We start from the raw sequence: 23,415 nt of genomic DNA on the forward strand, positions 1-23,415 counted from the left end.
ACTAAAAACACTTACTTATTAATTGAAAATGCGATGATGATTAACTTTGAACTCATCGCTAATCAAATTGACGTAAGCGCCACACAAAATATCACCCTTAAGGCGGGTCGCAGCCATCGCAGTGTTATCCAAAATGATATCAACCTCAAGGCAGACAACAACCTTACCATCACCGCGCCGGCGGGAAGTCAACTCATTCAAAGCCAAGGCAATATCACGATTAAAGGCAGTGGCTCTGGCAACCTCACTCTTGCCAATGGTGGCAGTGAAATCAGCATTGACTCAAGTGGTAACGTCAACATCTTTGCGGACAAGTTACTGACCTTAAAAGGCAAAGCCATGACCGTGTTTGACGGCAGCATGGAGCAAGATATTGGTGGCAAACAAAGCGCCACGATGCCGAGTGTACCGCAAATAGCGCAGATAGCAGCAAATCAACGCTTGTCGTTAACCGCTGATGGCGCAGCATCACTTGCTGATAAAACCATTGACCTTTCGTATTTTTATAGCGATGGCACACCAGTAGAAGACATTGATTACAAAGTCGTGATGGATAACGGCCACATATACACAGGCCAGCTTAGTGGCGGTACCGCAGAAGTCATTGATGTGCCTGCGGGTAATTATACCGTGAGTTACATCGGCGAAGACGAAGAGAAGATTATCTTGTTACGCCAAGAGCTTCGCACGGCCCTTGACCAAATGGTTGCAGAAATCCGCAAGCAAGCTGACATTCAAGAGCGCCTGATTGATGACGAAAACCTTGGGATGCAAGGGCTTATTTATAGCGGTGCATTCTTATACGGGCTTTATCAACAAGGAGAAAGCATTGTAACGGGAGTCGCAGATTTAGTCGAAGGCACAGCAGGAGCAATTTATGATGTTGGCGCAGCAACTTTCCGTATTTTGGGCCACCTTGCAACTGGCGATGTGGAAGCTATGCGGGCAGAGTTACAGCAAATTATGTCAACTGCCTCAGAGTCTATTAATGGCATCGTTGAAGCGTTTGAAACATTAGTTATTATTGCAGAAGATGAAGAAGCGCGTACTTTACTTGCAAATTTCCCAGCACGTTACTTTAACGCCCATTCCAGTGTTGAACGCACCAGAATGGCAGGTCGCTTGTCGTTTGAAATACTGCTTGCCCTTGCCACCTTTGGTAGTGGTGCAGTGGTTTCTGCTATCGCTAAATCCAATTACTTTGTTAAAGCAACCCGCGCATTGGAAAAGCTCACTCAAGCCACCAAGTTAAAACGCTTAAATTACACTCGCTCGGGTACAACTGAAAAAGTACAACTAGACCGGATCCCAAAGGTCGAAACCGACATTGACGACGTTAAAAGAATTGAGTCTATCGCACCCGTCTCAGTTGCATTAAAAGTTAACCCTAGGACGCATGTTCAAATATTATTGGATGACTTTTTAAGTGATGCCCCTGAGCATGTAAAGAATAATTACCGGGTTGCATTACGAGATGGAAAACCGTATATAACAAGACGAAACCAAACGGTCAGTGACCAATTGCAGTATGTTGACGGCCAAATTGTTTTCGCCTCGAATAGAATTGATACACCTAATAAAGTCTTGCAACGCTTGAAGGTTGACCACAAGTCACTCACTCCAGCGGCAAAACAAAAGCTTAGGACGCTAGAAGCACAAAGAAATCAAGCCATCGCCAAACGCGATGCCGCATTAAAGTCTGGTAATGCAGAGCACCTTAAAGCAGCATATAAAGATATGCGTGCAGCCAGTGAAGAGCTGGGTGAAGAAGCCGCCCGGATCTTCGTAGAACAAAATTACCCAGGAGCAACACCACTGAGATCAAAGTTACTCACAGATGGTAAGCAAGGACAATTTGACCAATTATATCAAACCGAAGACGGTAGACTCCTAGTTATTGAAGCCAAAGGTGGTAGCGCAACTTGGGGGAGTCGAATGGCCGGAACAAAGCGTGCTCAGCAAGGGTCTAGAGCCTATATGGATTCAATTTTTAAGAATTATGAGAAGAAACTAACAGAATATATAGCTGACCCGAAATATGGTGACCCAAATGAGGCTAAGTTTAACGAGCAGGTTAAAGAATTGAGTAAAATGCTTGATGAGTATGAGAGCGCTATTGAAATGGAAGATTTTATTGACAACCCTATCGAATATATTGGTGTACAGCAAAAAGTCTCGGGTACAGAGGTAAAAGGAGCTATTGATGCAACCATTTTTGATATTAAAAATATTTGAAGGATAGAAAATGATTAAGAATCATTACACTTATGCACCTGACACCTATAAAAGAAGTCAAGAACTTTACAATAAATTGTCAGATAACAGGGTTATTGAGGGGATCAAGAATAAACCCCACACTGCCATTTCTAGGCTGTATAAAAAGAACTTAAAAACGCTTTTTATTGAAGCTCTTGAGCATCCAAATAGCCAAAATGCGTGGAAATATCTAGTACGTGCACAAGAACTAAGCTTAGGAATTTTTCAATCCAATGATAACCCTGGAAAGCCATTCAAACTTTGCTATGATAACCAACTAATTGAGCTCAATGGTGCACTAGACTCGGAAGAAGCCGATATATTTAACTGGCCTACCGCCATGTACCTCGCAATAATTACGCGAAATCAAGATGCGATTGATTATCTAATTCAAGTTGATGATTCAGTTTTTAAAGCGGCTAACTATGCTGAGCAATTCACTCCTTTTGATTACGCGCTAGTTGATTTGCTCAAGTCCATTTTTACGCCTGACGCAGACTTAGCCTCGGCAATTGAAAAAGCACTAATTACCAGTAATCCAGACGATTACAAATACGATGAGGCTTATCACTATGCTAGTAGACTCTACTGGCCCGTAGTTTCTGTCATTTTAGGTATATTTACCGATGATGGCGGTGTGGAGTTTAACCAAGCGATTGAAAAAGCGACGCTACTTCATAAAGAATTCTACGATACCAAAGAAGAGAAATTTGAAATTGATGGCGCACTATCCATCCCGCTAATCGCAATGGCTGCATTAGCAAAAGACATTAAAGGCTATGATTTGACCACAGAAAATGGCTATATTCTTCAGTGGCTGGTAAACCCTAATCCACCAAAATGATTAAGGTAAATTAAAAAAAGAAGTCTAATTTGCTAAACCACACACTTTAACAACATGGACGTTACAAGGCTAGGTTCAATCACCTTCCTAGCCTACACTTCTCACCAAATTTCTTCTGCTGCTTTCATGTACATTTTTAATTAGAGAAACCACGGTTGTTAATCTTTAACTACTCTACTGAGATGGTATGCAGTGGTAAGACAAAGCCATAAATAAAGACCCAAGACATATCATAACCATAGTCAAAGTTATCTTAAAAAAATACCGGAGAATCTCTCTCTGCAGCGCTTGCCGTACTGCGGCTTTTTACCCAAAGAAAAGTCGGTAAAGGCGACCCAGTTAAATACCTAAGAGACATCAACTGGCAAGACCTAGGAAAACAATCCGCTACGGAAGTTAAAAACATCGTCAAAGGCCTGCGCGATTCACTCGATGACATGTCTACCAGTTGGCACTACGACCTACTGCTCCCAGACGCTGCCATCGAAGGCATGCAAGCCACGGTAAAACGCCTAGACGACGTCAACACCACACCAGAAAAGCATAACTTCTCGGCGGATAAACCACCTCCCACTACGCTATTCGGCTTGTGGTTTGAGGAGTCAGTGTGACGTGGGCCGACGTTTTCTTGATTCGCTCAATAGCGTTGTTTCAACGGAATAAACGAGGAGCGCATAAATACCACTTGAAGATATTTTTGGCTCTAACTACAGAAGTGCTGTACGGGGAATAACTAGACTAGGTTCCAAGAAAAACCCCACTGGATACGAGGTTACAGATTTTTCAAACGGAAACGCCAAAGCTATATATCTAATAGAAGATGGTAACATTAAATTGCACACATTATACCCTGAACTAAAGAAGTAAATATACGATGAATAAACTTGAAGATCCTTTAAGAACCATTTTAAAAACTTATTGTCATGTCGAAAGCTATGACCCCAGTATTTTGAGAAGAGCTGTCGGCATTGGAGAAGACTACCCTTATGACTTGATTAAAGTCAGAGCTCAACTTCGGGAGGCTATAGACTTAAACCTTATTTCACTAACAGAGTATGAAGAATTAACAGACGAAGATTTTGACTCGATAGAGGACCTTCATGAATGGCTAGAGGAGCTCTATTCAGAGTTATTGTGAAAGTTAGCGAGTGAAATTCTTATTAGCAGGCTTTACCGAACACGGTTTTGAATAGACCTGTAGAGCTAATGTCTAGCTTTATAACCCTTCTCATTGCTGATAACACTAGACATAACTGAAGCGGTAAAGCTAGACCACTAACCAAATGATGTGGGGATCCGAGCTAATAGATCGGTTTCTCCCATATCAATACCAATCTGGCTGAGTAATGTCGTTATTTGCCCTCTATGGTGCGTCTGATGATTAAATAAATGATGCACTAAAAAACCAAACTTGCGAGAAAAGGTTTTACCTTGTGTGTTTTTGTAGTGTAAATCGGCTGCAAGCGCCTCCTCAGTGACTTCATTCGCAAACTCAATAATCACCTTATCCATTTCCGCCCTTGCCTGTCTCAACGCTGCAAAATCTTCATACAGCATCGCATCAAGCTTTGTCGGCAGAGGCATTGTTGCTACAGCATTCAGTGCTTCAGCATGATGGCTATGCTCTGTATAGCGCTTAAGCCAAATAATATCGGCAACAAGAATATGGTTTAACGATCCCATAATGGATCCAAAAAAAGCCCCTCGATCTTGGTGTAATTCCGTGACGCTCAATCCCGAAACAGCTTCATATAATCTTTCGTTCATCCAGCGATTGTAATCCGCCATTAATTCAAAGTTTGCTTTCATCTAAATATTCCCTGTTCCCGTAAAAATTGACTAACCTCAACTTAGCGGCATTGGCTAGGTTAAAAAATACAAATATTTGAAGTTGAAAACAATCAATTTTATTGAACACTTTAATCTTAACTATCAATTATACAAATCAAAATGCGCGCGGCATAATGGCTACATCAACTTAAGAAGGAAAGCAAAATGTTAAAGAATATTGAAGGTCAACGCGTACCACAGGTTACATTCCCAATTAGAGAAAATGAAGAATGGAAGCACGTCACCAGCGATGAAATTTTTAAAGGTAAAACTGTGGTTGTATTTTCTTTGCCTGGTGCCTTTACACCAACTTGTTCGTCAACGCACTTACCGCGCTATAACGAGCTTGCTAGCGTATTTAAACAAAATGGTGTCGACGAAATCGTGTGTTTATCCGTTAATGATACGTTTGTAATGAACGCATGGGCACAGTACCAAGAAGCACAGAATATTACACTACTACCTGACGGTAACGGCGAATTCACTGACGGCATGGGCATGTTAGTTGATAAAAACGATTTAGGTTTTGGCAAACGCAGCTGGCGTTATTCAATGCTGGTAAAAGATGGTGTGATTGACAAAATGTTTATCGAACCAGAAAAGCCTGGCGACCCGTTTGAGGTATCAGACGCAGATACTATGCTGGAGTACATTAACCCGCGCCAAATCAAACCAGAGCCGGTTACCGTTATTAGCAAGATTGGCTGTCCATTCTGTGAAAAAGCCAAAGCCTTGCTAAAAGAAAAAGGACTGGCATATGAAGAGCTGGTACTTGGCCAACAGGCATCGCTAACCAGCCTTAAAGCGCTGTCTGGTCGCGAAACCGTGCCGCAAGTATTTATCGGCGGTAAACACATCGGTGGTTCAGACGATTTAGCTGAATATTTCGCTTAATCACTCATCCCCCACAACATGACTTGGTGAACTTGCTCACCAAGTCAAAATGTTCCCCCTCAACACGATGGCTAATAACTGGCTGTCATGGGGGGAGTATACCAATTTATCTTAATACTTGCTCAATTTGAAGGAGCAAATCTGACGCTAACTACGTTAAAAATTTCTCATTTAGAACAACTAAATAGCAAAATTTTTGCCTGGCTATCGACAAGATTTTCTCGCCTCAAATAGACCTCTTAATTAAGTAAATTGGTATCACACTTTCTGATTTCGGAGCAAAAAATGAAAAAGATAAACACCGACGTAGTCGTGATTGGTGCGGGAACAGCGGGTCTCAGCGCCTATAGAAATGCCAAAAAATATACCTCAGAAGTACTGATGATTGAGTCTGGCGTATACGGCACAACGTGCGCACGGGTTGGTTGCATGCCGAGCAAGTTACTGATTGCCGCAGCTGAAGCTGCACATCAAATTGAGGTCGCGCCTAAATTTGGTATTAATGTAAAACCCGCTGAAATTGACGGTAAAGCGGTTATGGCGAGAGTAAAGCATGAGCGAGATCGCTTCGTTGGCTTTGTCGTCGAAGCTGTCGACGAACTACCTGAGCAAGATAAACTACGCGGCAGTGCAAAATTTATCAACAGCCATACGGTACAGTTGGACGACCACACTCAGATCACAGCCAAACGTTTTGTTATCGCTACAGGTTCAAGACCTAGCTACCCCGGTGTGTTTAATAATTTTGGCGACCGCTTAGTCATTAACGATAACGTTTTTGACTGGGACAATTTACCCGACTCAGTGGCCGTATTTGGCCCCGGCGTGATTGGCTTAGAACTAGGTCAAGCGCTACACCGACTTGGCGTAAAGGTCAAAGTATTTGGTGTCGGCGGTGGCCTTGGACCACTAACCGATCCAATCGTCAAAGACTATGCTACCACTGTGTTCAGTGATGAGTTTTACCTCGACACAGATGCCAAAGTATCAGATATGAAACAGGTCGGTGACAAAGCCGAGCTTACCTATATTGACAAACAAGGGAAACCGCAAACCGAGCAGTTTGACTATGTGTTGGCAGCCACTGGCCGTGTACCCAATGTTGATAACTTAGGGCTAGAAAATACCACGCTAGAGCTTGATGACCGAGGCGTACCGCTAGCCGACCCACATACCATGCAATGTCTTGATGGCTCAGGTAACGCCCCGATTTTTATTGCAGGTGATGCCAGCAACCAGATCCCGCTTCTACATGAAGCCGCAGATCAAGGCACGATTGCAGGTGAAAATGCCGGTCGCTTCCCTGATGTGAGAGTGGGACTGCGCCGTGCAAAGCTTGCGGCGGTATTTAGCGACCCACAAATTGCCATGGTTGGAGCAAGTTATAAAGAATTGGAAAAGCAATATGGCAATTGTGGCTGCTTTGCCATCGGAGAGGTAAGCTTTGAAAACCAAGGCCGCAGCCGCGTGATGTTAAAAAACAAAGGCCATATGCGAGTCTACGCTGAGCAAGGCACCGGATTATTCTTAGGTGCCGAATTTGTCGGCCCTGCTGCTGAGCATATGGCGCATTTACTTGCTTGGGCGCTACAAAACAAGATGACCGTGCCACAAATGCTCGAAATGCCTTTCTACCACCCAGTGATAGAAGAAGGCCTAAGAACGGCACTGCGAAATCTGAATGCAAACTTGAAGTTTGGCCCGGATATTATCAAGCACTGCTTGGAATGTGGTCCTGGTGCTTAACTTATCTCTGTTCAGGCCTCATTGTGAGGCCTGTTTTGTTGCAATTACTCGTATCTTAATGATTTTACAGGCCGCGCTTGTGCGGCAACTAGCGTCAACGAGCCGACCGTTAGCCAAGCAATTGCAAATGCTAAACTTGCTGCAATCAAAAATGGTACGATTGAAAGATCAATACGATAGACAAAATTGTTTAACCACTGCTGCATCACAAAGTACGCAAGCGGCCACGCTATCAGGTTTGCGATCAGCACTTGCTTTGAGAATTCCTTATTGATCAATATCACGATATCCATCACCGAAGCACCAAGCACTTTACGCACCCCAATCTCTTTGGTGCGCCTTTTTGTAGTAAAAGAGGCAAGACCAAATAAGCCTAAACAAGCAATGAAAATCGCCAGCATAGAGAACAAATTAAACACAATGATTTCTTTGTCTTCCTGGCGATACATCTGCTCAAATTTAGTTTGTAGATAAGTCAGTTCCATTTCTTGTTCTGGTACTAGCTTGCGCCAAGTGGCCTCTATAAAGTCGCGAGTTTGCGCTGTATCACCTTGAAATTTTATCGCCATCGAATTGCCTTCATTCTCTCTTAGCAAGTGATACGTTGGGCTTATCTCTGTTTTAAGTGAAGAAAAATAGTAGTTTTGCGTCACCCCGATGATAGTGGCCATAGCACTTGAATGCCGAGTTAATCGTACTTCAAATGTTTTACCAACTGCTTCATCAGCACTAAATCCTAAACTCTGCGCCGCCTTTTCATTAATCACAACCGAAAAACGCGGATTTGGCTCAGCCGCACTCGGCATCGCGAATTTATCGGCAGGAAAATCGCGACTAAACCCTCGGCCACTCAGTAACTTAATGTTGTAGCTGCTAAAATAATCTTCATCTACTGCCAGTGTCGGCATGGTCTGCGACAATTGTGTTTTTGGATTAACCATCCCAAAAGCATCGACAATGGTCTCTGTTGGTACTGCTGAACTTGCTGTCACGCTGACAATATTTGGGTGAGAGAGCAGTTGTGTTTTTAATGCGCTACGCTGTTGACTGGCGATATCTGTATAAAGACGGCTCAGCACAAAAGTATTGTCTTTGTCATAACCGAGTTCTATGGCTCTGGCATACTTTAGTTGCTGGTTAGATACCGTGGTGGCGATAATAAGCACCACGGCGACACTAAATTGAAATACCACCAGCCCTTTACGCAGCAGCGCGCCAGATTTACCCTGTGTCACTTCTCCTTTAAGCACTTTTGCAGGTTTAAAGCGGCTTAGATAAAAGGCAGGGTATGCGCCTGAGATTAAGCCAACGAATAACCCTAACAGCAACAGCGTAGTCAACACTAACGGCTCTGAATAGAAGTCAAAACTGAGCGGCTTGCCGATAAAGCTCGCAAACAAAGGCAAACCAGCCTCAACCAGCGCTACAGCAATGATCAACGCGATATAACTCAGCATCATCGCCTCAACCACAAACTGCATAACTAAATGCTGCTGTTTAGCGCCTAATGTCTTACGTACTCCCACTTCCTTTGCGCGCTTGGTTGCTGTGGCAGTCGACAAATTCATAAAATTAACACACGCAATAAAGAGAATAAGCGCTGAAATAACACTAAACGAATAAACGGTATTGATATCACCATTTTCTTTCATTTCACCATAATGATGTGAGTGAAGATAAATATCGGTGATAGGCATTAATTCAAAGCCAAGGGTGTCGCTAGTTCCCGGACCATAATGATTTTCTAAATAACTTGGGATTTTTGCTTCAACATCTTCACCGGTTACCCCATCCGCTAATTTAACGTAAGTGAAATAGTTAAAACTTGGGTCACGCTGCCAGCTGTTATCACCATAATAAGTGGTGGCCGTTGCCATACTGATCAGCGCAAAGACGTTTAAATGGGTGCGCAGTGGCAAGTCTTTTATCACAGCGCTCACCTTTAACGGTAGTTTTCCTGCACCAAGTAAAGATTCTCCAACAACATTCGTGCGACCAAAATAGAGCATTGCAGCTGCTTGGGTTAAAACAATGGTGTTGGGAGCCTCGAGTGCCGACTGACGCTCTCCGTCAATTAGATCTAAGGAGAAAAAATCAACAAAGTTGGGGTCAGCGAGGAATACACCATCATGAAGAAAACTTTCCTTGCCTTGCCCAAGCGCAACGCTCACTTCTCGAAAGCGAGTAGCATCAACCACTTCTTCAAAGTGTGCTTGATAGTTTTCTGCGTTAAATACTTGCCCTTGCGCATAGTATTGTTCAGGCGCACTTGGCGGCATCCATTTTACAGACGAGCGATAGATTTGCTCGTGACCCTCAATAAACTTGTCGTAACCCAGCTCAGATTCAACAAAGATGGCCATACTGATACAAATAGCTAAACCAATCGCCAAACCCAAAATATTGATTGTTGAGTAGAGCTTTTGTTGCAGTAAGCTGCGATACGCGATTAACAAGTAATTTTTAAGCACAACGAACCTCCTGCATTTGACTCGAAACAATATGGCCATCCAAAACATGGATCGTGCGATGCGCGTAATTTGCATGGTGATCTGAGTGCGTCACCATGACTATCGTTACCCCTTCTTGGTTAAGCTGTGCTAACAGCCCCATGACTTCTTCACCATTTTTTGAGTCAAGATTACCGGTTGGCTCATCCGCTAGAATCATTTTTGGCTTTGCGACAATGGCACGCCCAACTGCAACCCTTTGCTGTTGACCACCTGAAAGTTGCTGTGGGTAATGATCTTTGCGATGCGCAATGTTCACTTTTTCCAGCACGGCTGTCACACGCAGTGCTCGTTCGGCTTTAGAGATCCCCTGATAAATAAGCGGAAGCTCAACGTTCTCATATACAGTGAGCTCATCAATAAGGTTAAAACTTTGGAAGATAAAACCAATATTGTCTTTACGAATATCAGCAAGCTGACCTTCACTTAACTGGCTGATGTCCTTGCCATCAAAAACATACTCGCCACCATCAATATGGTCTAGCATGCCGATGATATTGAGTAAGGTAGACTTACCTGAACCTGACTGTCCCATAATAGCAACGAACTCGCCACGCTCTACGGTCACCGTGACATCCTCAAGGGCATAAGTCTCAACCAGCTCAGTACGAAAAACTTTATTTATTTTAGTTAGATGTAACATATTCTTTTGCCTTTTAATTCTATTAACGAGTCAAACTGACCGACTGCATGTCTTTAAAGCTGCTGTAACTTGAGGTGATCACTCGGTCGCCGACTGCCAGCCCATCAAGTACTTCAATATATTTGTTGTTACGCTCGCCAAACGTCACCGATTTCTTCACCGCCACTTGGCTACCCTGCTCTAGTACAAATACCCACTTGCCGCCGGTATCTTGATAAAATCCACCATTTGGTATTAAAGTCGCGGCTTTCGCATCTGCTAATAACAACTCCAACTGCAAACTTTGACCTCTACGAATGTCGCTGGGCAGCGCAGCATTAAAAGTTAAATCCACTTCAAATCGACCATTTGACACTTCGGCATAGACCTTTGCGAGCGTTAGCTCATACGGCCTCCCTTGCAGCGTTAACCTTGCGGTTTGTCCCGCATACACGCGGCCCAAGTAAAATTCATCAATTTGAGCCGACACTTTATATTCAGACACAATATCCACTTGCCCTAAGCGTGATCCTCTCGCCTTTGACGCGCCTAATTCCGCGTCTAGCGCTGTCAATTGGCCATCCATAGGCGCTTTGATAATTAGATTTTCAAGATTTTTACGCGCAAAACCCAAGTTTTTATTGAGCTGCTCAACGCTATCTTCTAGCTGTGCAATTTGTGCCGTACGGATTTTTTCATCTTGTTGCTGCTGCTCAATAATTAACTTGCGGCGGTTTTTTAGATACTCAGTTTCATCTTCGGCCGCTTGTAGCTCATCTTTTGAAACTAAATTACCGCTACCAAGGCGCTTGAACTGTGCAAGCTTTCGCTCACTTTGACTTACCTGAAAATCTAGCTCTAATAGGTTTCGTTTTAAGTTTAAACGGTTTTGATCTATCGCTAAGCGGGTATTGTGTAGGTTATTTAGCTGCTCTGAGATCTGCGCCTCACGAGAGATCACATCCAGCTGCAAACTGGTGTTGCTCAGTGCGATCAGTTTGTCACCCTTTTTAACCATCGCACCTTCTTCGACGAAACGCGCTTCGACTCGCCCACCTTCGATGGCATCTAGATACACAGACTTACTCGGCATGATGCTGCCTCTAAGCGGAATAAGATCATGAAACTCGCCTTTTGTCACTGTACTTATCTTGACTTTATCCATCGCCAGATTAACACGATCCCCGCTGCTACTCGCTGCACTATCAAATGCAAAATACGCTACCACGATGACAGGTAGCGCCAGCCACCACAGCTGAAATCTTTTGTTAGGTGTTATTTTTCTGTCCATTTTGTCACTCTCTTGAGTTCAGGTTAGCCTAATAACTCAAGTTGCATGCCAAACTAAAAAACAAATAAAAATCAAAAACATAAAACAATTCTTTGGAATAAAGGAACAAAAGAGTGTAAAAAAATTAAACACCTAGTGTACGATATCGTACAGTTTGATGAGAAAAGGAAATGTAATGACTATCAGCGATAAGGCAATTTTAGTTGTCGACGACAACAGCGAAATTCTCGTCGCCACGAGAATGTTGCTCAAACAATATTACAAAAAAGTCGTGACGCTAGAGAATCCCCACGATATCGCTAAAACAATGTCGGCACAGGACTTTGCACTGATATTGCTCGACATGAACTTTACTCGAGAATCAACCTCCGGCGCCGAAGGATTCTACTGGCTAAAACAAATAAAAGCCTTGGATGAAGATGCCGTGGTTGTACTCTTCACCGCCTATGGCGACCTAACGATGGCAGTGGATGCCATCAAACTTGGTGCCAACGATTTTGTCCTCAAGCCTTGGCAAAATGAAAAGCTACTCGCAACGGTTGCCAATTGCATCGAGTTGAGCGCACAACGGCAAAAGTCCAAGAAGCTCACGCAAATCGCACAAATCTCAATGGCTGCGCAAAACAAACCATTCGAGCATTTAATTGCCTCGAGTCCAGCAATGGAGCAAGTTTTTCAAACCATAGAAAAGGCCGCCAAAACCGATGCCAATGTCTTAATCTTAGGCGAAAGCGGCACAGGTAAAGAAGTCGTTGCCAGAGAGCTACATAAACAGTCTTTACGAAAAGACAATACCTTCATGTCTGTCGATATGGGCACGATAGCCAGCTCTTTGTTCGAAAGTGAATTGTTCGGCCATATGAAAGGCGCATTTACAGATGCGAAAGCCAATAAGCCAGGTCGCTTTGAGCTTGCGGAATCCGGTACTTTATTTTTAGATGAAATAGCCAATATTCCGCTCGAGTTACAGGGAAAGTTACTTACTGCGATCCAAAATCGAGTGGTTACACCAGTGGGAGGCAGCAAACAAATAGAGGTTGATCTGCGCCTTATCACCGCAACCAATATGAATTTGTATGACATGGTGCGCGAAGGCAGTTTTCGTCAGGACTTGTTATACCGCATTAATACCGTAGAGATCACACTTCCAGCACTACGAGATAGACCCCAAGATATTCCACTACTTATTGAGTTTTATGCTGATCTATACAGCAAAAAGTACAAGCTACAGTGCAAAACGGTCAGCGACAAAATGATGGCTGATTTAGTCAAGTATCAATGGCCCGGTAACATCCGAGAATTACAACACTTGGTTGAACGCGCAGTTATTTTATCTGACTCAACCCAATTGCAGTTTCAGCTCGCCAGTCCAGGGGCAAGCTCTGAGGAGAGTGCGGGCTTTATTGACACCTATAACCTCGCAAAAATAGAGCAGCACACCATAGAGCGGGCGGTCCGAGACTTTAAGGGTAATATCAGCCATGCGGCTAAAGCGCTTGGGATCACCCGCGCGTCACTGTACCGTAAAATGGAGAAGTATGATGTGGAATAATAGCCTCGTTCGCATGGCCATTTTTCAACTCGCAGCCATTGTATTCGCCACACTTGGTGTGTTGGGCTTTCTCCACAGCTACGTCTTTTTGTTTAGTGGGTTATCCATTGCGATTGCAGTGCTATTCACAGTGCTGTCTATTGCCACACTGAAAAGACAGAAACAACAATTCGAAGAGGTGTTTACTGCGCTCAAGTATCAAGATGGCAGCTTTAGAATTGATAATAAGCACCCAATAAGTAAGCAAGCACTTACAACCTGTAACGAGCTTATTCAGAAAGCTCAGCAAGATAAAACCAAACAGGCAGAGCTCGTCACTACTTACGAAACCATGCTACAACACATAGAAGCAGGTCTGATCCTTATCAAAAATGGCCACACCATTTTGATTTGTAATAACAGCGCAAAGCAATTGTTGGATATTCGCGGCGCAGAGTCTGGACACTCATTACTTGCAGCACACCCAGAGCTTGAACAAGCCAAAGTAGGTAGCCACATCGCCAAAGACTTACTATTTAAATATTTTACGTTTTCCAATCAAGGTAATCAGTACCAACTTTGGCTTTTCACCGCGATTTCAGAGCAGCTAGAGAGTACCCAAATCGAGTCTTGGCAAAAGCTGATCCGCGTGCTTATCCATGAAATAGGAAACTCCGTCGCACCGATTTATTCACTCTCAAATACGCTAGTTAATATCACCAATAATCAGTTAGCTGAAGCGGTGACAGACCAAGAACTCGTTGAAGACTACCTACAAAGCCTGCAAGCGATTGGTATTAGAAGCCAGTCTTTACTTGGCTTTATTGATAACTACAGAAAGCTCACGCATATTCCTGAACTTGACCTCCAACCGCTTGCGGTACAGACTTTATTTGACGACATTACACCACTGATAAAAAGCGACTTTAGTGACGCCAATATCACTCTACACTTTGACGTGACGCCCGCTGCGCTGAGCATTAATGTTGATAGAAAGATGATAGAGCAAGTGCTGCTCAATCTACTAAATAACGCCAAAGATGCCATGAAACATAACAGCCAAGAAAAAATAGTGACTATATCAGCAACGATTAATCGCTACGGCAAATGTGAGATCAAAGTTGCTGATAACGGGGAAGGAATAGAGCCCAGCGCACTTGAGAAAATATTCGTACCATTTTTTACCACGAAATCTCATGGCTCAGGAATTGGACTTGCACTCAGCCAACAAATTATCCATCGCCACAAAGGGCGGATCAGCGCAACCTCTGAATTAGGAAAAGGGAGCTGCTTTAGTGTATTGCTATAAGATAAATAACTAAAAATGGAGCCAACTCATTCACCATATCGTGTAGAGCTAGCTATAAACTTAGATTTCTATTTAGAACAATTCTTGATATTATCGCAACTCGTTGGGGAGTAGCCTGCTTCCAATGCTCGGAAGAGTTCGTATCAACATAATTGGCCAAAATGCCATGGTGCGGACACCTCTCGGTTGGCGAGACCATCGATATATCCATGCCTGTGGTCGGGCGTGTGGATATGTCGTGGACTCAAATCGCCCGACCGGAGCAATGTAAATGAATTTCGTCACCCTGCTACTGTTAGCATACGCCATGTCTACCGATGCGTTTGCCGCGGCAATCGGTAAAGGCGCCAGCCTAAAATCACCTCGGCTTACCGAAGCCATAAAAATCGGCCTCATTTTTGGTGTTATTGAAGCCTGTACGCCGCTGATTGGCTGGTTAATAGGACAATCTGCAGCTGGCTATGTCGAGGCTTGGGATCACTGGATTGCGTTTATATTACTGTTAGGACTTGGCGCTCATATGATTTATGAGAGCCTTAAGGGTAATGACGATGCGCCAGCACAGCACGCAAAGCAACCTTGGTTAAAAACCATTATCACAGCGTTTGGTACCAGTATTGATGCAATGGCTGTCGGTGTCAGTCTCGCATTTGTTGATGTGAATATATGGCTCGCCGCTTCGCTCATTGGCCTTGCCACCACCATGATGGTAACAATTGGTGTGATGATTGGGCATTCGGCTGGAAAGTTCCTTGGTAGTCGAGCTGAAACCTTTGGTGGGGTGATCTTAATCTGTGTGGGAACTTGGTTGCTATATAGCCATCTTTCGATTTAATCGCAAAAAGAGCGGTATATTTACCGCTCACTTGCTTATCCCTTTACGTTAGGGCTACTTGGCTTTTAAGCCTTTTTAATCGCTTTTTTCAGCTTTTTGATTTTTGCTTCATGCTTTTCAATCTTTGCTTTACGCGCTTTCAGCTCTTTTTTAAGCGCTTTAACATCGCTTTTCTTCGCCATAACTAATCTCCTTTGGTTGTTTTGCGAACACCTACTACCATAGCAAAGTGGCTGACAATATCAAACCACACTTGGACTACTGCGTTACTCTCCGTCTACGAGTGGTAATTTTGACCAAATACTATTTTTTGCAGCTAAATGTTAGTAAATAAATAGACCAATTCGATATAGTAAAATACTAATCATTTGTTTTATATATGATTTAATATTGGCTTAGTTGTTGCTTCTATAAGCATAAATCAAGAGAACGGAACCAACCATATGTCTGTACCATTAAAAGATAGACCTCTCGAATCCGTCAGGGAAGAGGTGATTGACCAGTTAATTCTAAATTACAGCCACGGTGAGCTTTCGGCTGATGCATTCGAGAGACGATTGGATAAAGCATACGACCTGAACGAACAAGAACAAATTGCAGCACTTAGTGCTGATTTACCGCTAAAGTCGGATGCAAGATATCACAGCGAAAAAGCTGCTCGTTTGGGTCCAAAATTTACCTCAAACGTAGATGGTTCGGAGGCAATAAGCATTACCTCTATACTTAGTTCCAACCATCGCAGTGGCGAGTGGATCGTACCTAAAGAGATCCACCTAAAAAACTACCTTGGCAGCTTGGAACTAGATTTTACCAACGCAATTTTTAGTCACCCTGAAGTACATATTTATATAGATTGCATTTTAGGCAGTGATGAAATCTTCGTACCAGACACAGTCGATGTCGTCACCGATATTCGTAATATTATGGGTTCAGTAGAAAACACAAGAAATACGCTTGCATCTGCAGGGCAGGTGAAACAGCGTCCACGAATTTATATTCACGGCAGAATGATTTTGGGTAGCATTGAAGTTAGTGTAAAGCGCTCGATGAAAGCGCAAATAAAGCAATTTGCCGACGGCCTTAAATCCCTATTTGGTGACGGCACGAAATCCAAAAGCTAAAGCTTTATAAAAAACCCCTTGGTTCAGGGGTTTTTTATTATCCGAATAGCAGAGTAAACTTTTTACTGCTCTACAGGAAAGCCTCTATCACGCATAAGCGCTTCAACTTCAGCGTCACGGCCTCTAAACTTGCGATACGCTTCTGCTGGATCCATTGAGTTGCGAACTGAGAATAGGTAATCCACTAAACGCTGTGCAACGTCTTTGTCGTAGAAGCCACCTGGCGCTTCAGCAAACGCTTCTGCTGCATCAGAAGTTAATACCTCAGCCCACAGGTAACCGTAGTAACCCGCTGAATAACCTTCCCCTGAGAATACGTGACCAAAGTGAGTCGTACGATGACGCATCACGACCTCGTCCGGCATACCTAGCGCACCTAACTGAGACTTTTCGAATGCAACAGGGTCGCCAATCTTGTCTGGATCTGTGGTATGGAAAAGCATATCCATAATAGCCGAACCAAGGTATTCAGTCGTCGCGAAACCTTGGTTAAAGGTTGCTGACTTCTTGATTTTCTCGATTAACGCTTTAGGCATAGGTTTGCCTGTTTTATAGTGAACTAAGTAACGATTGATCACTTCGTCTGTCGCCAACCAACGCTCCAATAACTGAGATTGGAACTCGGTGTAGTCACGAACACCAGAGTTTGAACTTGGATACTTCACGTTTGATGAAAGCGCATGCAGCGCATGACCAAACTCGTGGAAATAGGTTTCTGCATCTGACCAAGAAATTAAGGTCGCTTCACCTTCTGGTGCTTTCACAAAGTTCGAGTTGTTTGAGCTAAGCACATTTGTTTTACCATCAAATGTTGTATGGCTACGATATGATATGGCCCACGCACCAGAGCGTTTACCTTTACGTGCGAACGGGTCTAAATACCAAAGGCCGATATTATCACCAGTGGTTTTGTCTGTTACTTCCCAAACACGAACGTCAGGGTGGAATACAGGCACCGAGCCCTTTGGCACTTCGGTGAATTCAAAGTTAAACAGACGGCCTGCTACATAGAACATCGCTTCACGCAAATTATCTAGCTGTAAATAGGCTTTAACTTCGTTTGAATCCAATTGATACTTAGCTTGGCGAACCTTCTCAGCGTAGAAACGGTAATCCCATGGCATGATTTTTATATCATTGCCTTCAAGCTTAGCAATAGATGTCATGTCTGTTACTTCTTCTTTCACGCGCGCAATTGCAGCAGGCCATACTTTTTTCATCAGCGCCATCGCGTTTTCAGGCTTTTTCGCCATGCGGTCTTCAAGACGCCACTGCGCGTAATTATCGTAGCCGAGTAAGTTAACGCGTTCATGTCTAAGCTTGAGGATGTCAGAGATAATCGCTTTATTGTCGTACTCGCCACCGTTGTTGCCACGGTTATAGTAGTTGTTCCATACTTTCTCGCGTAACTCACGCTCTGTTGAGTAGGTTAAAAATGGATCCATTGATGAACGAGAGTTGGTGATCGCGTACATGTCCGCCTTACCGCGCGCTTTTGCAGCAGCCGCTGCCGACGCAACAAACGACTCAGGCAAACCTGACAACTGGTCTTTAGTGAGATAGACTACATAGTTTTCTTCATCTGCAAGGACGTTGTTTGCAAATTTAGTATGTAGCTTTGATAGCTCAAGATTAATGTCCGCGTAACGCTTAGCGTCTTCACCTTTTAGCGTCGCTCCATTGCGGGCAAAGCCGTTATAACGCATCCAAGTAATACGCTGCTCTTCTGCCGTTAGCTTTTTATATTCAGCGCCTTCGTATACCGCTTTTACCCGTTCAAAAAGCGCTTGGTTTTGGGTGATTTTAGAGCTGAACTCTGAAAACTTAGGCACAACTCGCGATTGGATTTCTCTAAACTCCGGGCTTGAAATATTTGCACTCCAAAGGCCGTAGTAGGTAAAAACACGATCTAAAGGAGCACCCGCTCTTTCTAGTGCAACAATGGTGTTCTCAAAAGTTGGCTTAGCTGGATTGTTGGCTATTGCTTCAATTTCTTTCAAATTATCAGCCATACCAATTTCAAGCGCAGCTTCTAAATCTTCAAGCTTCATTTTGTCAAAATGAGGAACGCCTTGATAAGGACCTGAAAACTCCTGCAAAAGCACGTTATCATATTGCTTACTTTGCAGTGATTTTATTGGTTCTTGGCTTTGGTCTGCTGTGCCCGCACAACCCGCAAGGGCTAAACATACAGCTGCACTTAATAATGTGATGGAAGGTTTGAACATATTGTTTCATCGCTTGTTGTTATCGTGGGATAGATATTACGGATCGTCTCTAAAAGTGCAATCGCTTTGCGGGAGAAACAAGGTTCCCTGCGATAGAGCAAAAATGCTAGTACTCATAGTAGCTTAAAGACACTAAAACTATAGTGAGTGGAGTTTTTTCATGGGTTGTTACAATTTACCTTGAAAATTTAACTAAAATCAGCCAAGTTAGTAAAAAACTGATCTGTAGGGAAAAATAATGGAAGTTGGTATTTTCATCTATGACGGTGCGGAGTGTTTAGATTTTTGTGGCCCATTTGAGGTATTCAATACCGCAAAGCGATTTATCGAAACCCCAATTAACGTCAGCTTTGTCGCGCCAAGTCATGTTCCTGTTACCTCGCGTGGCGGCATGAGTGTAAACCCCCATTACAGTATCTACTCGCACCCAAAGTTTGATTTGCTCATCGTAGTCGGCGGACTGCATCACCAAATTTGCAGTGATCACAACGTACTTAATTGGCTTGCAGAAACAGCGAACCATACCTCTCAGTGTGCATCTGTTTGTACAGGTGTGTTTTTATATGCCGAAGCAGGCCTTATTGATGGCAAGCGAGTCACCACCCACTGGCAGGATATCGACGATTTGAGAGAACAATATCCCTCTTTAGAAGTCGTTGAGGACGTAAGGTTTGTAATGGATCAGAATTTTACTAGCTCAGCGGGTATTTCGGCAGGTATCGATATGAGTCTAGAACTGGTGAAAAAGCGCTTTGGGCAATCGGTAGCAAGAAAGACCGCAACCCAAATGGATTATGACTGGCCTAGAAGTTAATAATGATGAGTAAACCCACCATTATTAAACGAAGGCCTCGCTCACTCTAGCCATTGTTGATATCTGCGAACTCTAACTCACTCACGCGCTTTTTCGCAAATACGACGACTTTATCGTATTCACTTTGCGCCTGTTCCAAGTGTGATTTACACTGCCCAGCTTGGTGCTCACGCGCATAAGTCTCTATTTTATCGAGCAGATCAAAGAGTGTTTCTGCAGCTAAATCACCAGCTTGACCTTTAAGTGCATGGCTGTACCTTGCCGAAGCGTCGCAATTACTATTTTTGATACTCAATCTAAGCTGTTGCATTTGATTTTCAGAGTCGTTCAAGAATAAGGTGTACACCTTTTTAAGTAATTCTTCATCTCCAGAGAGGCGCTCGAGCACGTCAGCTTCGTTTATCGGCATGCCCGTTTGCTCTTCTGCCACGCTTTCAAACGGGTGAATAAGCACAGAGTCATCATCCTTAGCATGCACACCTAGCACATCTAGCACGTCAAATAACTGTTCGACGACCACAGGCTTAGTCACAAACTCATCCATTCCTGCATTGAGACAACGTTCTTTTTCACCCGCAAGGGCGCTGGCAGTCATCGCAATAATGATCGCATCTTTATACTTATCGCCACCTTGACCTTGACGGATCGCTCTTGTGGCCTGATAACCATCCATTCCTGGCATATTACAGTCCATAAAGATTGCATCAAAATCAACCTCTTGATGCTCAAATAACAGTAGTTTATTCACAGCATCTTGACCATCAACGGCAAAACTCACCTTAGCACCTTGTCCTTCCAAAATACCTTTTGCCACAATCCGGTTGATTTGATTATCGTCTACCACCAAGAAGTGACAGCCCGCGACCAAGTTACCACTTAATGCGACTGTCTCACCTGACTTCTTCAAGCTAGGCTGTAATCGAATTGCTTTATTTAAGTCAAATAGCGCGACAAATTCTCCAACCCGAAGCGGTGAAGTGATATGCACTATGTTATCAGCATCGTTAATATTCTGAAGCTCATCCCCCACTAAAATAAGTTTCTCAAAATGATTTTGAGCTGATTTCATTTGCATATAATCTTGCTCATTGGTAATGATGCATATATCACTCTGTGTCTCTCTATCAACGTACTCGCCACCGCATTTAGCGATAAGCTTAGCGATAGAGTCTGACTCCAATTTGGTTTTACTGAGCACAGAGGCTGTTTTTCCGGCCAATACTTCAGGCACGTTGATGGGCTTAGTTTGCGCACTAGAAAAGGGTAATTCAAACCAAAACTTGCTGCCTTTAAACTTTTCACTCTCAAAATGAATATGACCGAGCATTTTTTCAACTAACTGCTTACAAATAGAGAGTCCAAGGCCTGTTCCACCAAACTCGTTCGAGGTATTAGCTGATTCTTGACTAAACGATTGAAATAGCTTGTTTTGATTAGCTTTTTCAATTCCAACCCCAGTGTCTTCAACTATGACTTTAAGCCATACCGTGTCGTCTAACTGTTCGGTGATAACGGTCAATTTCACATGACCTTTTTTAGTAAATTTAATTGCGTTACTAAGGAGGTTATAAATTATTTGTTTAACGCGCGCCGCATCCCCACACAGTTCAATATGCGCTAAACCAGTTTGGTCCAAAATATAAGTGATACCCTGTTCTTTGGCTTTCGCCGACATAGACAGCGCGACATGTTCAATGACAGAGAGCGGGTTGAATGGTTCATTATCAATATCCAGCTTACCCGCTTCTATCTTCGACAAGTCCAGTACATCATTAATTAACGACAAAAGCGTAGTCGAGCTCGTTTCCATCATTTCTAGGTACTTATGTTGGTGCTTAGTAACGGGCTCTTTTCTCACCAAGTTTAGTGATCCTAAAATCCCATTGAGAGGCGTCCTCATTTCATGGCTGATAGTAGAAATAAATGCACTTTTCACTTCTGACGCTTTCGCTGCTTTATCCCGAGCGTCCACCAGCTCTTTGGTGCGCTCCTTCACCTCTTGCTCTAGTCGTTCATTTGCACCAACTAACTGTGCTTCCGCTTCTTTTTTCACAGTGATGTCTTCAACAAATAGTGCAACCCCCTGAATGCGTCCATTTCCTGCGTAGATTGGAGACAAACTAAGTGAAAGCCAGATGTTTTCATGGGCATTTAAGTCTAGTTGTAATGACTTAGACTCCACCACTTCGCCCTGTAAAACCATATTGGCATAGTGAAATAAAAACTGATGCACAGCCTCTGGCAAAAACTGTGGGTTGTTACCTAAACGACTGTTATTCAGCTGTTTAAAGAAGCGCTGTGCTGACTCGTTAAAGCTGGTGAGCTTTAAGTTGCTATCAAAGCCAAGCACACCATCTGATGCACCATCTAAAATCGCCTTAAACTCTGCTCGCGTTGAATCGAGCGCACGTAAACTGCTCGTATATTGCCAAAATGCAAAAAAGACTAGAGCGAATACACCGCAGGCAATAGCGAGTAAAACATAGGTGGTTAATCGTTTTTCATTGAGGCTTTGCTGATAAACAGCAAAAGGGATAAGATTAACGAGCTTAACTTCTAAGTTGTTAAAGTTAGCCCCTTCAACCTTGCTAATGAGCGCAAGAAACTGCTCTCCCGTTGATTTTTCTTCCACCAGTTGGATTTTATTGGACCATGGCGTCACGCGATATAATGTTTGAAAGTTGATTTCGGGGTTTATATCTTTGCTGTATCGTAGCGAAAATTCTGGGTGATAAATAAATGAGTCATCTGCGTCTAAGAGCATCACTTGTTGCATACTTGGCGCTTGAGAGACAATTCTATCTATCATTTTTTCAGCATTGGTATTGATAATCAGTATACCAAATAAGTCGTTATCTATATCGTAAGTCGGTAAAGTAAAACGTTTGGTTGGTTGAAAAGGCGTAACAATTTGTCCGTGCTCGCGATTTAAGTTGATTGTTGTGGAATAGATAGTACGTTCTGGCAGTTGCAGTGCTTGAACGTAATAGTCGTGCTTACTTTTATCTTGTAATTTGCTATCAGGGACCGTGATCACTTGGCCTAGTTGCCGCTCAACCCTAACCATTTCCATCCCAGAATGGGCGTCAAGTAGGCGGATTTGGTTAAGGCCATCATACGAATATAACATTGACCTAAAAATCGTACTTAGTCGTGCCCGCCAAACATCAAGCGGCGTGTTTTCTTGAGGGTCGATACCATCGTTTTTTTCCGCTCTGGCGATCCCCTGAATTGGCGGGGTGTCTAGCAGAAAATAAAGAAACCGGCGGTTATCGTCGATCTCTCCCAAATAAATATTGTTTTGCGCCGAATGAACTTGCTCCAATCGCTGATAAAAGCTCTCGTTCAGGTCACGATGGATACTGTTTTCAAAATATAAGATGGCACTCACCATTACGGCGAGCAGCAGTACAATAGCGCCCTTAGCAATATTGGAAGAAGACACATTTTCTCCTTGGACAGTGGCCTAACTGTTAGGCATAAAGACCTAAAATGCGTTTGCACTTAAGCACAAAGGGCAGCTACAAGCAAACGCATTATTAAATCTAGTCCAAATAGAAACAAAGACAAAGATTACTTACCCT

At 43.3% G+C, this 23,415-nt stretch carries 17 protein-coding genes and 1 riboswitch; of the genes, 11 read left to right on the top strand and 6 right to left on the bottom strand.

Features of this window, described 5'->3' with window-relative positions:
- Positions 1-33: 33 nt before the first annotated feature.
- From GSF13_RS24600 to GSF13_RS04720, 4 genes are all read left to right on the top strand, one after another.
- Positions 34-2,235: a hypothetical protein gene (locus tag GSF13_RS24600; RefSeq protein WP_249122642.1), complete on the top strand. Its 2,202-nt coding sequence runs from the start codon at positions 34-36 to the stop codon at positions 2,233-2,235.
- Positions 2,236-2,245: 10 nt separating this feature from the next.
- Positions 2,246-3,100 (top strand): immunity 49 family protein, encoded by an 855-nt coding sequence (locus tag GSF13_RS04710; RefSeq protein ID WP_211865392.1) that lies wholly within the window; start codon positions 2,246-2,248, stop codon positions 3,098-3,100.
- 437 nt (positions 3,101-3,537) lie between these two features.
- Positions 3,538-3,711 (top strand): hypothetical protein, encoded by a 174-nt coding sequence (locus tag GSF13_RS04715; protein WP_211865995.1) that lies wholly within the window; start codon positions 3,538-3,540, stop codon positions 3,709-3,711.
- 263 nt (positions 3,712-3,974) lie between these two features.
- Complete coding sequence (locus GSF13_RS04720; RefSeq protein WP_095727608.1) at positions 3,975-4,238, top strand: hypothetical protein; 264 nt, start codon at positions 3,975-3,977, stop codon at positions 4,236-4,238.
- Between the two features lie 137 nt (positions 4,239-4,375).
- Here the strand turns inward: GSF13_RS04720 and GSF13_RS04725 are convergent, their stop codons facing one another.
- Positions 4,376-4,909: a DinB family protein gene (locus tag GSF13_RS04725; protein WP_102058209.1), complete on the bottom strand. Its 534-nt coding sequence runs from the start codon at positions 4,907-4,909 to the stop codon at positions 4,376-4,378.
- A 186-nt stretch (positions 4,910-5,095) separates the two neighbouring features.
- Between GSF13_RS04725 and GSF13_RS04730 the strand changes: the two genes are divergently transcribed.
- Both GSF13_RS04730 and GSF13_RS04735 read left to right on the top strand, forming a co-directional pair.
- A complete protein-coding gene (locus GSF13_RS04730) occupies positions 5,096-5,824 on the top strand; it encodes a glutathione peroxidase (protein ID WP_069021877.1) in 729 nt (242 codons plus the stop codon).
- Between the two features lie 285 nt (positions 5,825-6,109).
- Positions 6,110-7,570, top strand: a complete 1,461-nt coding sequence (locus tag GSF13_RS04735; RefSeq protein WP_211865394.1) for a dihydrolipoyl dehydrogenase — start codon at positions 6,110-6,112, stop codon at positions 7,568-7,570.
- Between the two features lie 44 nt (positions 7,571-7,614).
- On the opposite strand, the gene GSF13_RS04740 is transcribed toward GSF13_RS04735, so the two are convergent.
- From GSF13_RS04740 to GSF13_RS04750, 3 genes are read right to left on the bottom strand one after another with little or no spacing between them, the layout of a single operon-like run.
- Positions 7,615-10,041: an ABC transporter permease gene (locus GSF13_RS04740; protein WP_206473701.1), complete on the bottom strand. Its 2,427-nt coding sequence runs from the start codon at positions 10,039-10,041 to the stop codon at positions 7,615-7,617.
- Positions 10,034-10,723 carry an ABC transporter ATP-binding protein gene (locus GSF13_RS04745; RefSeq protein WP_206473702.1) on the bottom strand — a complete coding sequence of 230 codons (690 nt, stop codon included), beginning with the start codon at positions 10,721-10,723 and terminating at the stop codon, positions 10,034-10,036. Before GSF13_RS04745 ends, GSF13_RS04740 begins: the two co-directional genes overlap by 8 nt.
- A gap of 22 nt (positions 10,724-10,745) precedes the next feature.
- Entirely contained in the window at positions 10,746-11,993 is a 1,248-nt protein-coding gene (locus GSF13_RS04750) for an HlyD family efflux transporter periplasmic adaptor subunit (protein ID WP_211865396.1), read from the bottom strand.
- A 175-nt stretch (positions 11,994-12,168) separates the two neighbouring features.
- Between GSF13_RS04750 and GSF13_RS04755 the strand changes: the two genes are divergently transcribed.
- From GSF13_RS04755 to GSF13_RS04770, 4 genes are all read left to right on the top strand, one after another.
- Positions 12,169-13,545 carry a sigma-54 dependent transcriptional regulator gene (locus GSF13_RS04755; RefSeq protein ID WP_174169102.1) on the top strand — a complete coding sequence of 459 codons (1,377 nt, stop codon included), beginning with the start codon at positions 12,169-12,171 and terminating at the stop codon, positions 13,543-13,545.
- A complete protein-coding gene (locus GSF13_RS04760) occupies positions 13,532-14,833 on the top strand; it encodes an ATP-binding protein (RefSeq protein WP_238536720.1) in 1,302 nt (433 codons plus the stop codon). The genes GSF13_RS04755 and GSF13_RS04760 overlap by 14 nt, the downstream gene beginning before the upstream one ends.
- A 93-nt stretch (positions 14,834-14,926) precedes the next feature.
- Positions 14,927-15,085, top strand: a riboswitch (yybP-ykoY riboswitch).
- A 19-nt stretch (positions 15,086-15,104) separates the two neighbouring features.
- Positions 15,105-15,668, top strand: coding sequence for a manganese efflux pump MntP family protein (locus GSF13_RS04765; RefSeq protein WP_010605615.1), 564 nt, complete (start codon positions 15,105-15,107; stop codon positions 15,666-15,668).
- Positions 15,669-16,111: 443 nt separating this feature from the next.
- Positions 16,112-16,789, top strand: a complete 678-nt coding sequence (locus tag GSF13_RS04770) for a LiaF domain-containing protein (RefSeq protein ID WP_211865398.1) — start codon at positions 16,112-16,114, stop codon at positions 16,787-16,789.
- A 62-nt stretch (positions 16,790-16,851) separates the two neighbouring features.
- On the opposite strand, the gene GSF13_RS04775 is transcribed toward GSF13_RS04770, so the two are convergent.
- Entirely contained in the window at positions 16,852-19,017 is a 2,166-nt protein-coding gene (locus GSF13_RS04775; RefSeq protein WP_211865400.1) for a M3 family metallopeptidase, read from the bottom strand.
- A 238-nt stretch (positions 19,018-19,255) separates the two neighbouring features.
- Between GSF13_RS04775 and GSF13_RS04780 the strand changes: the two genes are divergently transcribed.
- Entirely contained in the window at positions 19,256-19,831 is a 576-nt protein-coding gene (locus GSF13_RS04780; RefSeq protein ID WP_211865402.1) for a DJ-1/PfpI family protein, read from the top strand.
- Between the two features lie 46 nt (positions 19,832-19,877).
- On the opposite strand, the gene GSF13_RS04785 is transcribed toward GSF13_RS04780, so the two are convergent.
- The gene (locus GSF13_RS04785; RefSeq protein ID WP_211865403.1) at positions 19,878-23,276 is read right to left on the bottom strand and encodes an ATP-binding protein; all 3,399 of its coding nucleotides are present in this window, start codon (positions 23,274-23,276) and stop codon (positions 19,878-19,880) included.
- Positions 23,277-23,415: the final 139 nt, after the last annotated feature.

This window comes from Pseudoalteromonas sp. M8 (genome assembly GCF_018141365.1).
GTDB lineage: Bacteria > Pseudomonadota > Gammaproteobacteria > Enterobacterales > Alteromonadaceae > Pseudoalteromonas.